At 53.4% G+C, this 14,919-nt stretch carries 12 protein-coding genes; 1 reads left to right on the top strand and 11 read right to left on the bottom strand.

Translation table 11 applies throughout. The annotated features are described in order from the left end of the window. Positions 1-40: 40 nt before the first annotated feature. The 9 genes from H6507_03940 to H6507_03900 all read right to left on the bottom strand — a co-directional run bounded on the left by H6507_03940 (position 41) and on the right by H6507_03900 (position 11,678). Positions 41-2,035, bottom strand: a complete 1,995-nt coding sequence (locus H6507_03940; protein ID MCB9368243.1) for an ATP-binding cassette domain-containing protein — start codon at positions 2,033-2,035, stop codon at positions 41-43. Next, positions 2,032-3,651, bottom strand: coding sequence for a lamin tail domain-containing protein (locus H6507_03935; protein ID MCB9368242.1), 1,620 nt, complete (start codon positions 3,649-3,651; stop codon positions 2,032-2,034). Before H6507_03935 ends, H6507_03940 begins: the two co-directional genes overlap by 4 nt. Positions 3,652-3,721: 70 nt before the next feature. Beyond that, positions 3,722-4,102, bottom strand: coding sequence for a YraN family protein (locus H6507_03930; protein ID MCB9368241.1), 381 nt, complete (start codon positions 4,100-4,102; stop codon positions 3,722-3,724). After that, a complete protein-coding gene (locus tag H6507_03925; protein MCB9368240.1) occupies positions 4,089-4,718 on the bottom strand; it encodes a ribonuclease HII in 630 nt (209 codons plus the stop codon). Before H6507_03925 ends, H6507_03930 begins: the two co-directional genes overlap by 14 nt. A gap of 3 nt (positions 4,719-4,721) precedes the next feature. Next, positions 4,722-6,968: a ComEC/Rec2 family competence protein gene (locus H6507_03920; GenBank protein MCB9368239.1), complete on the bottom strand. Its 2,247-nt coding sequence runs from the start codon at positions 6,966-6,968 to the stop codon at positions 4,722-4,724. Positions 6,969-6,974: 6 nt separating this feature from the next. Continuing rightward, on the bottom strand, positions 6,975-7,691 hold the full coding sequence (gene ubiE / locus H6507_03915) for a bifunctional demethylmenaquinone methyltransferase/2-methoxy-6-polyprenyl-1,4-benzoquinol methylase UbiE (GenBank protein ID MCB9368238.1): 717 nt from the start codon (positions 7,689-7,691) through the stop codon (positions 6,975-6,977). Between the two features lie 26 nt (positions 7,692-7,717). After that, positions 7,718-8,551, bottom strand: coding sequence for a phosphatidate cytidylyltransferase (locus tag H6507_03910; GenBank protein ID MCB9368237.1), 834 nt, complete (start codon positions 8,549-8,551; stop codon positions 7,718-7,720). Then, positions 8,551-10,914: a tetratricopeptide repeat protein gene (locus H6507_03905; GenBank protein ID MCB9368236.1), complete on the bottom strand. Its 2,364-nt coding sequence runs from the start codon at positions 10,912-10,914 to the stop codon at positions 8,551-8,553. Before H6507_03905 ends, H6507_03910 begins: the two co-directional genes overlap by 1 nt. Continuing rightward, positions 10,911-11,678, bottom strand: a complete 768-nt coding sequence (locus H6507_03900; GenBank protein MCB9368235.1) for an NAD-dependent deacylase — start codon at positions 11,676-11,678, stop codon at positions 10,911-10,913. Before H6507_03900 ends, H6507_03905 begins: the two co-directional genes overlap by 4 nt. A 151-nt stretch (positions 11,679-11,829) precedes the next feature. Here H6507_03900 and H6507_03895 point away from each other — a divergent pair, with 151 nt between their 5' ends. Beyond that, entirely contained in the window at positions 11,830-12,057 is a 228-nt protein-coding gene (locus H6507_03895; GenBank protein MCB9368234.1) for a 30S ribosomal protein S20, read from the top strand. A gap of 99 nt (positions 12,058-12,156) precedes the next feature. Here the strand turns inward: H6507_03895 and guaB are convergent, their stop codons facing one another. Both guaB and H6507_03885 read right to left on the bottom strand, forming a co-directional pair. After that, positions 12,157-13,638, bottom strand: a complete 1,482-nt coding sequence (gene guaB / locus H6507_03890) for an IMP dehydrogenase (protein ID MCB9368233.1) — start codon at positions 13,636-13,638, stop codon at positions 12,157-12,159. A 113-nt stretch (positions 13,639-13,751) separates the two neighbouring features. Further along, entirely contained in the window at positions 13,752-14,918 is a 1,167-nt protein-coding gene (locus H6507_03885) for a M20/M25/M40 family metallo-hydrolase (GenBank protein MCB9368232.1), read from the bottom strand. Position 14,919: the final 1 nt, after the last annotated feature.

The raw sequence follows: 14,919 nt of genomic DNA, 5'->3' as shown, positions 1-14,919 counted from the left end.
TTATGGTAAATACTTAATATAGCACCGTTTGGGGGGATTGTCAAGCGATTCCGCCCGTTCGTGCATTTTCAAGTTCTTTATTCTTAATCTCTTCCAACTCTACGAGCTCGTTTTCCGCCTCTTGCCAACGTGAATACAATTGAGGGAGCTCTTCGCGGAGTTTCTTGTACTCCGCCAATACGGTTCCTGATTTTTCGGGGTCCTGATAGAATGATTCTTCGGAAAGCTGGGCCTCAATCTTAGTTTGGCGCGCCTCTAACTGCTCGATGCGCGCCTCGGATTTGCGACAGCTTTCACGGAGTGTCTGCATCTGTGCTGAAAACTTGTTGCGAATCTCGGCTTCAATTCGCTTCAGTTCCTTCTGCTTAGAGCGTGTGTCGCTTGCCGATGTTTCCGCTTGTGCATTGGCCGACTTTGAGAGTCCGCCTTGGTCACCCGTCAACCCTTTTTTCTCAAGATAGTCGCTCAAAGTTCCCGGCCAGTCGCGCAGTTTGCCGTTCTCCATCTCGAGCACACGCTCGACAAGTCTATCCAGGAAGTGCCGATCATGGCTGACAACAAGCAATGTGCCGCCGTAGTGCTTCAGTGCATCAAGCAGGACATCCTGCGAGGCCATGTCGAGATGGTTCGTGGGCTCGTCCAAGATCAGGAAATTCGCGGGCCGCAAAAGGAGCTTCGCAAGCGCAAGCCGGGATTTTTCACCACCGGAGAGCACACTGACTTTCTTGTCGACGTCATCGCCTTGAAATAAAAATGCTCCGAGCAGTCCACGCAATTGCGAATAGGAAAGTGAGCGGTTGTCGGCTTCGGCCTCTTCGAGTACCGTGGCATTCAGGTTGAGTTTGCTTTCTGCCTCTTGCGCAAAGAACTCGACCGTGACGTTGTGACCGTGAGTGACGTCGCCGTCAGTGGGAGATTCTTGCTTGCTGATCAGTCTGCAGAGCGTAGATTTTCCCGCGCCGTTGGCTCCGACCAAGGCGATACGTTCTCCGCGACCGACTACAACGTCCACCTCATTGAAGACCTGCAGTTCTCCGTAATGCTTGCTCAAGTTCTTGAGTTCGATCACCCACTTTCCCGAAGGAGCCGCTTCAGGAAATCTGAAGTGAATTTTCTTTGTGCCGGAGAGCTGCTCGACATCTTCGAGTTTTTCAAGTCGTTTGATGCGGCTCTGTGCTTGCGTCGCTTTGCTGGCTTTATAGCGAAACCGCTCGACGAACTTCTCAAGGTGTTTGCGCTCGGCGTCCACCTTTTCTTGTTCACGGTGCAGGAGTTCGGCGCGCTCTTCCCTGCCCGACTCGTACTCGGAATAATTACCGGGGTAAATGGTCAATTCACCGTGCTGCAATTCCGCTATCTCTGTCACCATGCCGTCCAAAAATTTGCGGTCATGGCTAACGAGAATCACGGCACCGTCATAGCTTTTCAGGAAACCTTCGAGCCATACCACCGTCGGCAAATCGAGGTGGTTGGTCGGTTCGTCGAGGAGCAGAATGTCGGGATCGCGCAGCAGGAGTTTCGAGAGTGCGATACGCATTTGCCAACCTCCGGAAAACTCGTCGGTGGCGCGTCTGAAATCGCGCTCATGAAATCCGAGGCCGCCGAGAATGCTTGCGACTTTGGCTTCGGCGCGGTAACCTTCAAGCATATGAAATCGATGTTCCAGTACACCGACCAACTCAAGCAACTCTTGATCGTCAGGTTTCTTGGAGAGCTCTTCACGGCAGTGATCAAGCTGTTCTTGAAGATGTGGAATGTCGGGCAAACCTGAATAGGCTTCGGCAAAAAGCTCGCGTCCGCGAAACGAGATGCCGCTCTGCGGAAGATAACCAACGGTCGTGTCGCGTGTCATGACGAGTTTCCCGTCTGAAGGCTGCGAATCACCCGCGATGATTTTCAACAGCGTACTCTTGCCTGCGCCGTTGACGCCGACCAAACCAACACGTTGGCTGCGAAAGACTGCCCAATTAATCTTTTCAAAAAGCGTGCGTCCGGGGAAATAGACGCCAATATTTTCAAGCTGAACTAGTCTCATTTGGGACGGGCAAGGATGACGGTCGTGCGGGCCGTCGAATTTGATCCGTTGTCGTTTTCGGCTTCTAGCAGGACGACATAGCGGGCCGTAGGGGCGGTCGTGCCATTTGACTTGCGGCCATCCCACAGCAAAACACCACTCGATGCACTGTTGCTGACGGTCAGTCTATTGATCTCCCTTCCTCTAATGTCAAAAATCTTGACTGAAACGGCGTGGCCCGGTTGTTCCAATTGATACCTAATTTCGGCGACATCATCTTTGCCATCATCGTTGGGAGTAAACGGAGACGGCGCAACAGACAGCGTGGTTTGGCTGTGTGCCGAGGATATACTTCGGGAGTTCATCCGCCCGGGTGTTGATCCCGTCGGGTCGACGCTCGACTTCCAGTTTTGCTCCTCGTTTGTTGGGATCTCAGAAGAAAGCCGCTCGAGTGAAACTCCGGCCTCACCATTTCCCCAATTGCCGCGATAGTCGACCCGTTCGAGTACGTCGCCGTTCGAATTGTATAGGACGAGTGAGTCGCCGCTGTTATTGAGCGTGAATCCCGAAGCATCTAAAATGACGAGCCGTGACTCTAATGGAATGTTTTCCATTAGCACGGAACTGTCCGCAGCAAGAACAAAGAAAGATCCGGGGAGAACTACCAATTCAGGCAGTCCGAATCTCTTTGTGCTGTCAGCAATACCGTTCCCATCTGAAATGAACACTCCGCGTGTGGAAACGGGAGTGGATCCAAAGACGGCAAACTCGACCCATTCAGCTCTTCCCGGCAAAGGCTCGGACATTATCTCATTGAAGAGCAGGCCATTTTGCGAAATGTCGCTGGTGATTAGCAAAGATAATGTGTCGTTTGAAGCAATGTCGTCAAGCACGGTAAGTTCTGCGAGCAGTTCGTGGATGCCCGAACTTGGCATTCGAACAATGGGCGACAAGACCGTCGTATCCGCGGGCTGCACGAGCGTCGTTTCGAGCGAGTCTAAGACGTAAACGGCGCCATCTGAAGAGTCGGCGTGTATTACAACAGTTGAACTCAAACTTTGCAGACCGGTATTGACAATTACTACTTCAAGCTCATAGTTAGAATTCGCGAGAGGGTAATCCGGGGTTGCGCGCATAAGGACGATGCTCAAATCGCGATCAGGGGGAGTTACACTGTTTCTTCGACCCGGCGTGCCGTTGACTTCAAGACTGCTGTGCCAGTTGGAAGAATCGTCAGGCGCAGCAAGGCGGATTTTCTCGTCAGAATGACCGGACTCGTTTTCTATCGAATAGGTGTATTGCGCAACCAAAGAGCCTGTGGCGTTTCTTATGCTGATCGTCTCGGGCGAACTGTTTGAAAGGCCGCGACTTCCAAATGTATTGTTACTAATGGTGACTATCAAAGCCGATTCGGGTACCAATCCGTCATAAGTGGTGCTTCCGCTTTCGACGTAGTCGGGATCAATTATCAATATGAATTGATTTGGCGCCGCGAGCAAACCTTGTCCCGCATCGGCAAGCGTATCTTCTGTTGCGCCATCGGAAATTGTCCAACCCTGCAATTGCACCGGCAATGCGGAGTTGTTATAGAGTTCAACGAATTCGTCAGTTGCCTCATCGCCCGCCGGATCATACATGATCTCTGACAGGACAACTGCGGCCCGCGCAGAAAAGGCAACGCATAAGACAAGCGCTGAAACTACTATTTTATGAAAACGCGTTCTCAATGTGCCTGATTTGTATGTGTTTGCCTTCACCGACTACGCTGACAATATCATATCGAATTGGCTGGTCTAATCGATGGGATTTGCAATATGCCGCAGCCAGCCGCTTAATTTTGTGCTGCTTCTTCCAATTTACGCGGTGTTCTGGAAGATACTCTGACTCATGGCGAGACGATTTTACTTCGACGAAAATCAGCAACTCGTCCGTACGGGCCACCAAGTCCAGTTCGCCCGCCTTGTTGCGCCAATTCCGGTCAATGATCTTTAGTCCCTTGCTCGCAAGGTGCCGCGAAGCAAGCTCTTCGCCCCAAGCTCCATGCTCTTGATCGGAAAGCGCCCTCTCTTTTCGTCTAAGAATTTTCAACAAGTTCGCGAACACCGCGGTAGCTCCTTCGATGAATGGGACAGGGGCCGAACTGTAACAATTTCTTACGGTGTTCTGCGGTCGGATACCCGAAATGTCTGTCAAAACCATACTCGGGATACTGTTCATGAAATGTGAGCATTAACCGGTCGCGAGTAACTTTCGCAATGATGGACGCGGCAGCAATTGTCGCGACTCGTGCATCACCTTTGACGATCGCACGACTTGTTACGATTTGCGGTAAACGGTCCCGTCCATCGACCAAAACAAGATCAGGTGTCGCAGATAAGTCGAGAGCGGCATTCGTCATCGCTTGAAGTGATGCAACACGTATGTTGAGTTCATCGATTTGGTGGGCGTCAAGACTCGATATGGAAAAGCGGACGGACGAAACCAACTGATCAAAAAGCTCCGCGCGTGCGTTGGGTGTCAGACTTTTTGAATCCTTGCATTTCCAAATCACGTCGCAGTCGCGAAACTCCACTGCCGACGCAACGACCGGACCGGCCAACGGTCCACGACCGGCCTCATCACAACCGAGGATTGATCCGTAGCCCGAGGCAATCAACGCGAGCTCGACGCGGTCCTCTATTTCGGTGAATTTGGGTTCAAGCATTTCTCAAACCTTGGGACCCGTCGGCAGGGACATTAGTCGCGCTAACTCGAGAGCTTTCGGCGCTTCTCCGTGCCAAGTGTTTTCTTTCTTTGTCCACGATCGTATAGATGCAGAAAACTCCAATGGCGCACTTAAATGGCAGTCGTGAAAGGTCACAGAGTGTTCTATGTTTTCAATTTGAACGCCGTTGTACGAAATTCTCAGACACTCGATACCCTCGGTAAGTTCGATTGTGAATCTTTTGGCTTGTGCATCCATGTCGACAATCTCAACTCGAGTGTTCTCCACATTCCACATTTCCCCGACCCGTCCCGAGAGCAGTTTCGCCCCCGCGAGCAAACATGCCGCATCCAGGCGGTCAGAAGTTCTCGTGTCACGGGGAAGCGCGAAATCGAGCACGAGTTCGGGTTTTGCTGCATCAATTATTGCAGGCGCCGCGCCAATGTCGGTAGCTTTTCTGTCAAAAGCGACCAGCATATTCAACCTTGCTGCGCCTATTGATTGCAGTGCATCGGTGACTTGATACGCGCGCCGCTCCGCTTCCCATTCCGGTCCTGATCCCATCAGAAGATTAATTTCGCCAAAGTGCACGAGATAGCACTCCGCTCCATCAGCTCCGATGGAAGTAATGCGTGCCGTCGGTTCCGAAACAAACCGCGATGGCCACAAAAGCAGATTGACGGCGATCAGTGCGAATGTCAGGGCAATCTTACCCCGTCCAACAAAAGCAAAGACAATTCCGGCAAGTTGTGTCACTATCGCCAGCGCTGTCCAGAACCAATGTTGAAGACTTGCGAAGCTCGCGCCGACGACTTTCGCGGCAACACTCGTCACAACCGCAAATACGGAAACGAGTGCTTCTATCGATCTAGCAAATGCTGACGCGAGAAAGTCATTGAGCGGCGCCAACAAAAGTAAAACAAGTATCAGAACAAGCAACAACGAGAAGATCGGAATTGCTATGACATTGGCAACGATCGCGAGTCCAGGAACTCGCCCAAACATCAGCGCAACGGACGGCGCAGTTGCCAATTGCGCACCGAGTGTGCTTGTCAGCGTTTCAACGGTGCGTCCCGCAAGGCTCGTGTTCCTAATGTGAACAATATCTTGAATGGGTTTGTGCAGCGCAAGATAAGCCGCAAGAATTCCGGCCATTGACAAATAGCTCAAATGAAAACCTGCGTCAAGAATGTGCAAGGGCCAAACAAGCAGCTCAAGCCCCGCCGCAAAAAGCAAAAGATTAAGAGGATGATTCGGCCGCGCAAGCAATCTGGACGTAATCAGCAGAGCTGCCATGACGGACGATCTAAGAAGCGAAGGAACTCCGAGTCCCAGCGCAGTGTAGAACGCCAACAACATGAGCAGCACCAGATAGCGCAGCCTGCGCGGAATTCGTAACCATCCCAATACGAGCCAGAATAGTGAGACGAGTAAGCCAGTGTTCAGTCCGCTCAGTGCAAATAGATGCGCGAGCCCCGTTGTCTGTAAATCATTCCGAAAATCAGTCGAGAAAGCCGTTCGTGATCCAAGCAACAATGCTCCCGCCACCGCGCGCGCATCAGGCCGGAGATATTGTTCAAACACTCCGAATATCTTGTTGCGAATGTCGTAGGTCGCTCGCCGCATATTGTATGTGCCGTGAACCACTACGAATGATTCGTCGCCCGCAAGTTTCGCCGTACCGATTAGTCTATCGCGCAACGTCCAACACAATTCACGCACCGTGCGCCGCTGGTAATACTCGGCGGATTGAATTCTCGCCTCGCACGCGATCACGTCCCCAATCTCGCACTGATCTGCGATGTTTGCGGGGACATTGAGCCGGAGATATAATTTCCCGACGTACAGGGTTGTGTCCGGCAGGGTGAGTTTTAGATTGGAGAGCAAAAGCCTTGTTACTCGCCCACTATGTCCAGACTCTTCTTTCCATATGACAACACCGCGACAATGAACTGCCGCGGTGTCGGGATCTTGGGCAACGAAGCTCGCGCGTTCATATCGGGCGATGTCCGACGAGCCTCGCAAGCATACGATGCATGCCACCGTGAAGTACGTCAAACCTACGACAACGCCGCGGCGGCGGGCGATCAGCAGTGCGGTTAACGCGGCACCAACCGCGCTTATGCACACAGCTAAGAGAAAAAACCGCGGGACCGCAACAAACAGGGAGCCGACCGCGCCAACGATGCCAGCCATCGCGAAACTCAATGCCGGTACATCTAACCAGCTTAGTTCGCGTCGCGGCTGCATGTGGTTCTATTTAGTCAGAATGAAGCGGGTCGCAATTCCGAGTGACAGCGGCACGGCTTCAACGCGCGAGAAGCCTGCTTGCTTAAAGATCTCAATCAGTTTGTCTGATGACGGAAACTTCTGAATCGTCTCAGCCAAATACTTGTATGCTTCGCGATCGTCAGAGACTGCTCCACCAACCGGACGCATGACCCACCACATGTAGAATTTGAAAATTTTGTCAATGATCTTAGAGCGATCCGGAGTAAACTCGAGAATCACACCCATGCCGCCGGGCTTCAATACGCGGTGAAGCTCGGTCAGCCCGCCGGAGAGATCGTGGAAATTGCGAATGCCGAAGGCGACCATGAATCGATCGTATGACGCATCTTCTGCCGAGATTTGTTCAGCGGCGCCGCACAATAGATCATAGTTTGTGATGGAGGTATTGCGCGCTTTTGTCTCAGCAAGCTCGAGCATTTTGGCGGAGGGATCGAACAACGTCGTATGAACGCCGGCGCATTGTTTGTGCGCTTCGAAGGACATGTCGCCGGTTCCTGCGCTGCAATCGAGCACTCTCATGCCAGGTTGCAAGACCAGCGAACGCACGGCTTGCTTGCGCCATGTGCGGTCTACGCCCATCGAGAAGAAGCGGTTGAGTTTGTCGTAGGTGCCCGCGATGCGGTCGAACATCTCGACAACTTTCGGATTGGCTCCTTCCTTGACGGAGACGAGTGTGTTCACGGCGCGGGAGTGGGTTTCGGTGTTCGTCACTTGGTCAGGTACAGGTGGAGGAACGTGGTCAGGTAGAGGTAGGCGAAATAGAATGGTGTGGACAAAAGCAGGGAATCGAAACGGTCCAACACGCCGCCGTGTCCGGGAATGAGATGAGAACTGTCTTTGACGCCAGATTCACGTTTGATGAGCGACTCCAAGAGATCGCCGCTTTGGCCAAAGACGCCGACAATCAGGGGCAGCGCGATGTAATCGAGAGGCGTCGGCACAGCAAGATCAAATAGGCGCAACAACGGCAACAACAACGCCGCGCCAAGCACGCCAAAAAACGCGCCTTCGACGGTTTTGTTGGGGCTGGCTTTCTCGTAGAGTTTGTGCCGGCCCAGGGCGCGCCCGCCGAAATACGCGGCGGAGTCGCACAACCACGTGGCGGCAAAGAGTACGAAGAGAGTTCCGGCGACGCTGAAACGTAGCGGGTCGCTCATGGCCCAGATGCGTGCCCATAAGGCAAGGGGCAACGCGGCGTACAACAAAAAGAGCGCGCCGTGGCCCAACGTGCGAAGAGGTTGGCGCGCGCCATCGAAAACCGCGCTTCCGATCCAGAAAAAGCCCAGCGAGATGGCAACAGGCGCCGTCCAAAGCCAATACGGCGCGAACACAAACATGTTCACGGCAATCAGCGGCGGAAGCACCGGCCACGCTTTAAACGGAATCTGCGCGGCCCGCGCGAGTCGGCTCCACTCCCAGAGCGCAAGCACTTGCAGCGTGACAATGAGCGCAGTAAGCCACGCGTTTCCCACGACCACGCAGAAGATCAGCGCGGGAATGCCGATCATTGCAATGAGCAGACGCCACGCGAGATTAGACACTACCTGAATCGTCTACCTAATAGAGAAGACTCTTCAGGCGGCCATCCGGTCGAGTCTGACTCGGAAGTGAGCAAGTCCATTGCCGGCTGAAAGGACCCTTCGAGTTCTTTGTCGCTCATCAGGAAGATCGAAGTTGTGTCGGGTTCACTAACTTTAGCCTTGGATATGGCTACGAACTGGGAGTCAGGAAACAACTCAATAATCGCTTGATGCGTCGCCAATGCGTTCGAATAATCGGTGAGTTGATATTCTTGCAAATAGGCAATGGCCTGCAGGGCCTGACTCCCTGCAAACGAATGGCTGTCCATCGCGGCAACTTCCACATATTGATCTAAAACGCTGTCGATTGGGTTGCCGCTTAACAGCATTCGCTCCGCGCCTTCAAGCGCGATTTCCTGCTCCGTCTTTTCCTTGGCAACTTGTGGAAGTCCGACCAAGTCACGCGCCGCATTTTGAATTCCGCGAGGCACAGCGTCGTTTGTCGCGGCGGACATTAATAGTTCATTTGCCTCTGTGCTGCCCGGATTACGATCTTGCAGAATCATTCCGTATTGAACAACGGCTCGCCAATGGTCAGCCGAATAATCCGGTACCTCTGAGGCCTGCTGAATATGAATGAATGCGCTGTCGGGATCTTTTGCAACATCTTGATAAAAGGACGCGGCCTCAAGATGAGCATTGACTAACCGCTTTGAAAGCGAAGCCAATTGCATCGCGCGCCGTTCCTCCGGAGACGGTCCAGCAGGAACCGCCGGCAACGAATCCGCGTTTGCAGGCGAATTGACCACGTTCGCGGAGTCCGCAAGTTCGGAGTCGCCTTCATTCGCTTCGCTCATTGACTCAGAACTTGATCTGAAAATAGAATCTTCAATGGCCATCGCTCGCATGATTGAGTCCGCCATAATTTGAGCAGGGGTCAGAGCCTTTTGGGATGTCGTGTCGACATTGACAGTTGAATCACTTAGGTTTTCGGCTACTGTACTGTCGAGCGGAATGATCTCGGATAACGCAGTTTCGAGCGGCGCAGCAGTTGTTGTCGAATCGGCTTCCATTTCCGCCATCGCGGGCTCGTTCGCAACACTGGTCTCAGAGACCGAGTCTTCTTCCATACTGGCTTGTTCTGCGTTCCCTGAGGAATCAACTTCTGCAACAGCTGGATTTTCGGCCTCGTGCTCCGGTATTGCAGCCAGTTCTGAAAGAGTCGTCAGGCTGTCTTGCAATGCCGGGATGCGTTCGAGTGCGCTAAGCCCCCTCGCGAGTTCATCAGAGAGTACCTGCGCACTGTCAGCGAGTGGTCGGGAGGCTCCGGCTGCGGCAACACTGTCGAATTTGGCTTTTGCGATTTCGAACTCTCGGAGCCTGTCGCGTGCCACGTAGCCTTGCATCATGTATGCTTTTGCTTTTGGCTCACCTTGGTTGGCCGTCGAACAGTAGTACTCGAGCATTTGAATGGCCAGAACGGGGTCGCCCGCGACCGCTTCTACATTGGCAAGTTCAATCTGAACATCGCCGACGCGATTGAGAAAACGGCGGTCTGTTTGAAGCGGCCGCAAATATGTGCGAGCTGATTGATAGTCTCCTGCGTCCGCCGCCATACGGGCTAAAAGGGAGCGTGAGGCGAAAGCCTCGTCCGCGCTTCGCGTTGTCCGGAGACATTGCTCAAGCGATCTTGAAGCATCTTCATCGCGGTCAAGCGCGATATACGAGCGCCCCAGCGTGAGGTAGTCCGACGCCTTGTTGTCCCGGTCATATGATATTGAGCGGATCGCTTCGAGGTACTTTATCGCTTCTTCAGGCTGTCCTCGTTTGTCATAGATACCGGCCAATGTCCGGCCCGCCGCAGCCTTAGCATCCGGCGATTTCAGACGGCTTTCGGATGCGGTCAACAAGTCCTCAGCGGCGTCATATTCTTCCTGTGCCAATAAGGAGCGTGCCTTCCAAACAATAGCATTTTGCGTGTGCTTGCTATTTGGGAAGATCGAAAGTAATTCCGTGAACTTGCGTTCTGCGCGCGCGAATTCTTCCGTTCGATAGTAGCAAACTCCCATGATCATCAAGGCATCGTCTATCCAGCGGCTCTTTGGATAGTACTCTAAGAGTTTGGAGCACGACTGGAGAATTGCCTGATACTGCTGCGACGGAACACCCGCAGCACCAGCGGGTTGACCACTTTGCGCGGATCCCTGAGCGGCCGCTTGTTGGCCAAGCTGCGCGCGCTCGGTTTGTTTTTCTGCCGCCTTGAAATCTCTCTTAATGTTGTAGAACGTGTTGTAATATGCACAACCGCTATTAAAAGCAATCGCCGCGACTATAAACACGCCAATCAGAGAGAGTCGTTTCGCTATGCCTATCTGATTCGTCATTCTTTGTGCGTTAACGAAGAGTTGGCTGTCTTCCAGAATGTAAGAAGCGCGGGCACTGCTATCGATGCCTGAGAAAGTATTGTGCACGTGGCACGCGCGCTGAATTGCGTTGGTTCCAAATTCACTTCAATGGTCGCCGCGCCGTGATCGGCCGCAACCTCTGGCAGAGCAGCGGCAGGATAGACTACCGCTGAAGTTCCGATAACGAGAAACAGATCACAAGACTCGGCGGCGGCAAAAGCTCGCATCAACGTACGCTCCGGCAGCATTTCGCCAAACCATACGACTCCGGGGCGAAGTTTCCCGCCGCATGAGCAAAACGGAATCCCCTCGAATTGTTCGTGCAAATCGTCCTCTGATTCATTGCCGCAAGTCAAGCAACGGTCGACGCGAATATTGCCATGGAGTTCCAAGACCTCGCTCTGGCCTGAAAGTTGGTGAAGACCGTCGACGTTTTGAGTGACCAAGGTAAATTGTGAGCAACTCTCCCCCCACTCTGCTAACGCAACATGGGCAGGATTTGGTTTCGCCGTCGAGAGCAGCGATCTGCGGTAGGAATACCATTCCCAGACCAATTCAGGATTGGCCATGAAGCCTTCCATGCTGGCAAGCTCTTCGGGCCGCATCTTGTTCCAAATTCCCTCTTTTCCCCGGAAGGTGCCGAGCCCGGATTCGGCTGAAATTCCGGCCCCGGTCAAGACTGCGATTCTGGATGCACCCTCTAGCGCTCGCTTGGCACTATCCGACAGCGTGAAACTATTCACTTGACTTTGTTTTGAGTCTTGTTTATATTGCGTCACTTCAGGCGGACAGTTACAGACATGTCTGTCAGGGATTGCCCGTTTGGGGTAGGAATTACAAGAAGATAAGGTTTTTTTAGACAGAATGCCACAACACAAATCTTGCGAAAAGCGGATGAAGACGGCCGCCAAAGCCCGGGAGAGGAATCGCCGGGATCGTGCTCGTTGCCGCACAGCCGAAAAACGAGTACTTCAAGTGTCCGATCAAGCTGTGGCACAGGATAAGCTAAGTAGTGCATACACGACGATTGATCGTATGGCCGCCAAAGGGATTTTGCATCCTCGTACGGCTGCCCGTCGTAAGGCCCGCCTCGCGCGCCACGCTAATAGCCTAAATTCCTAATACTTACATCGCCCCCCGCCGAGCCGGTGAGCTCGTGACCATCGTCCCCCTCCGGTCACAGCATATTCACCGGCTCTTTTTTTGTCTCAAAATCTCGACTTACTTGGGTCTGGAATAATTCGGCGACTCCTGCACGATGGAGACATCATGCGGATGGCTTTCCGTGTATCCAGCTGCAGTAGCCTCCACGAACCGCGTTTTTGTTTGCATGTCGTGGATAGTCTTCGCTCCACAATAGCCCATGGAAGCCCGAATTCCTCCCATCAGCTGAAAAACCGTATCTGATAACTTTCCCTTATACGGTACTTTACCCTCGATTCCTTCAGGCACAAACTTACTACTTGCTGCGGCGGCGGACTGGAAATACCGGTCCGCCGATCCTTTTTTCATGGCTCCTATCGAGCCCATGCCGCGGAAGAGTTTGTAGCTCCGGCCATCCACCAAGATCGTCTCGCCCGGGGCCTCCTCCGTGCCTGCAAACAAACTCCCGATCATGACAGCAGAGGCACCCGCGCCAAGAGCTTTGGCGATATCGCCGGAGTAACGAATGCCTCCATCGGCGATTACCGGGATGTCGAGATCGGCCAAGGCCTCCACCACCCACATAATAGCAGTGATCTGCGGGACGCCCACTCCGGCTACCACGCGAGTCGTGCAAATAGAACCCGGGCCGACACCGACCTTAATCGCATTTGCACCGGCCAGTGCGAGGGCGCGGGCTCCTTCAGCCGTGACGACATTGCCTGCGATGATTTCGACTTTGTGGTGCTTTGCACGTAGTCGCTCGACGGCCTTGATGACATTGGATGAGTGACCGTGAGCAGAGTCGACGACTAGCGCATCCACTCCGCTCTTGACCAGCAGCTCGGCGCGTTCATCCGAGTCGGCACCGATTCCAAGGGCCGCCGCGACGCGCAGACGACCTTCGTTGTCCTTGCAGGCATTGGGAAACTGCGAGCGCTTCTGTATGTCTTTTACTGTGACAAGTCCCTCGAGCCCGCCTTTCTCATTTACGAGCAAGAGCTTTTCTATCCTGTGTTCTTGGAGGATCTGCTCGGCCTTATTAAGATCCGTCGCAAGCGGTGCGGTGATGAGCTTTTCTTTGGGGGTCATCAGTTTTGTGACTGGCGTGTCCTGATTTGTCTCAAAACGCATGTCCCGGTCAGTGATGATGCCGATCAGCGTTCCGTCGTCTTCAATGATCGGAATGCCGCTCACGCCTTTGGCGTGTTTCAGTCTAAGCGCATCAGCAAGTTTGGCGACCGGAGGAAGCGTGTAGGGTTCGTGAATGATCGCAGACTCACTGCGTTTCACCCGGTCGACCTCCGCGGCCTGCTCTTCAGCCGACATATTCTTGTGAATTGCACCGATTCCTCCCTGACGAGCAAGCGCGATGCAGAGTTCAGACTCCGATACGGTGTCCATCGCCGCTGACACGAGAGGAATCTTCAATTTGATATTTGTGGTCAGCCTACTCGACAAATCTACTTCGGACGGAAGGATTTCGGAGGCCGCGGGGATCAACAGGACGTCGTCGTACGTCAAGCCAATTCCGACAATACGCGGAAAGTGCGTCTTCATGTTGGTCATCTCTCTTGTTCGATACTCCTTGAAAAAAGCCCTCTGCCAATGGCCCGGCAGAGGACAGTGGAACCGCTACGGTTCCATATGAAATCATGTTATGCCGCGTTCTTTCAGGCAAGCGAATGTTCGTGGTTCTTTTGCAGTATCGCAAGACACAGTTTGGCCGCCATCACAAGATCGTTGATCGCGAGATGTTCGCTTGTCGTGTGCTCTTCCTTCATTCCGCACCCGATTACAACTGCCGGGAGGCCCTTTGCATTGTATACGTTCGCATTCGTGCCGCCGCCGATCGCTTCGGGTTTCATCTTCAGCCCGATCAGTTCGCCGGCTTCACTTACCACCTTGAAGACAAGGGAATCCAGTGGAATATTCATGGCAGTGAATTCGCGGTTGACAGTTTCTTTCAATACGGCGCGGCGCGGCTTGCCGTCTATGACACGTTCAAATTTCGCAATCGCATCCTTAAAGGCCTTGCTCATCGCCGCAGTTTGAGCTTCGAGCTTCTCAGTGGAATGGCTGCGGGCTTCCGCGCGAGATTGCAGATGCTCGCAGACGATATTCGTCGCGCGACCGGCTTCGATGGTGCCGATATTTGCCGTCGTTTCGCTGTCAAGTCTACCGAGCGTCATGTTGGAAACCGCTTCGCAGAACACCTCAATCGCAGAGATGCCGTTTTCGGGACGCATTCCGGCGTGGGCGGCGATGCCTTCGATCTCGTAGAACATGCGGTTCGCACTCGGTGACTTGTAGATGATCTGATCCATGTCTTCGCCGTCAAGCACGATCGCGTACTTGGCCTTGACTTGCGTCAGATCAACTTCGTTCGCGCCCATCAAGCCAATCTCTTCTGCGACGTCAAAAATAACTTCAATCGGTCCGTGCGGCATATCGCTCTCGTGAATGCACTGCAGCATTTCCAGAATCGCAGTGACGCCGGCTTTGTCATCGGCACCCAGCACAGTCGTGCCGTCCGAACGAATGAAATCGCCGTCGACTTTGGGTTTAACTCCAATGCCGGGCATTACGGTGTCCATATGCGACGAGAACAAGACTGCGGGCGACTTAGAGCCGCGCGCATCCATGCGCACGTGCAGATTTCCACAGTTGCCGCCGATTTTTTCTCCGGCGTCGTCGCGCCACACCTTCACACCGAGCGGCGCAAGGTGTTTTTCAATAAAGTCCGCGACCGGAGCCTCTTTTTTTGATGGGCTGTCGATTGACACGAGCTTGCAGAAGAGGTCGACCATACGGTCGCGATTAACTTGCGGTAAACTCATT

The organism is Calditrichota bacterium, from assembly GCA_020637445.1.
Classification (GTDB): Bacteria; Electryoneota; RPQS01; order RPQS01; family RPQS01; genus JABWCQ01.
The sequence above is the reverse complement of the archived record's forward strand: the minus strand, read 5'-3'. Positions and strand labels throughout refer to the sequence as shown.

Bases quoted from the DNA above. Each gene is read 5' to 3' on its own strand.
- H6507_03940 (MCB9368243.1), bottom strand. From the start codon at position 2,035: ATGAGACTAGTTCAGCTTGAAAATATTGGCGTCTATTTCCCCGGACGC.
- H6507_03935 (MCB9368242.1), bottom strand. From the start codon at position 3,651: ATGTATGATCCGGCGGGCGATGAGGCAACTGACGAATTCGTTGAACTC.
- H6507_03925 (MCB9368240.1), bottom strand. From the start codon at position 4,718: ATGCTTGAACCCAAATTCACCGAAATAGAGGACCGCGTCGAGCTCGCG.
- H6507_03920 (MCB9368239.1), bottom strand. From the start codon at position 6,968: ATGCAGCCGCGACGCGAACTAAGCTGGTTAGATGTACCGGCATTGAGT.
- H6507_03905 (MCB9368236.1), bottom strand. From the start codon at position 10,914: ATGACGAATCAGATAGGCATAGCGAAACGACTCTCTCTGATTGGCGTG.
- H6507_03895 (MCB9368234.1), top strand. From the start codon at position 11,830: ATGAAGACGGCCGCCAAAGCCCGGGAGAGGAATCGCCGGGATCGTGCT.
- guaB (MCB9368233.1), bottom strand. From the start codon at position 13,638: ATGAAGACGCACTTTCCGCGTATTGTCGGAATTGGCTTGACGTACGAC.
- H6507_03885 (MCB9368232.1), bottom strand. From the start codon at position 14,918: ATGAGTTTACCGCAAGTTAATCGCGACCGTATGGTCGACCTCTTCTGC.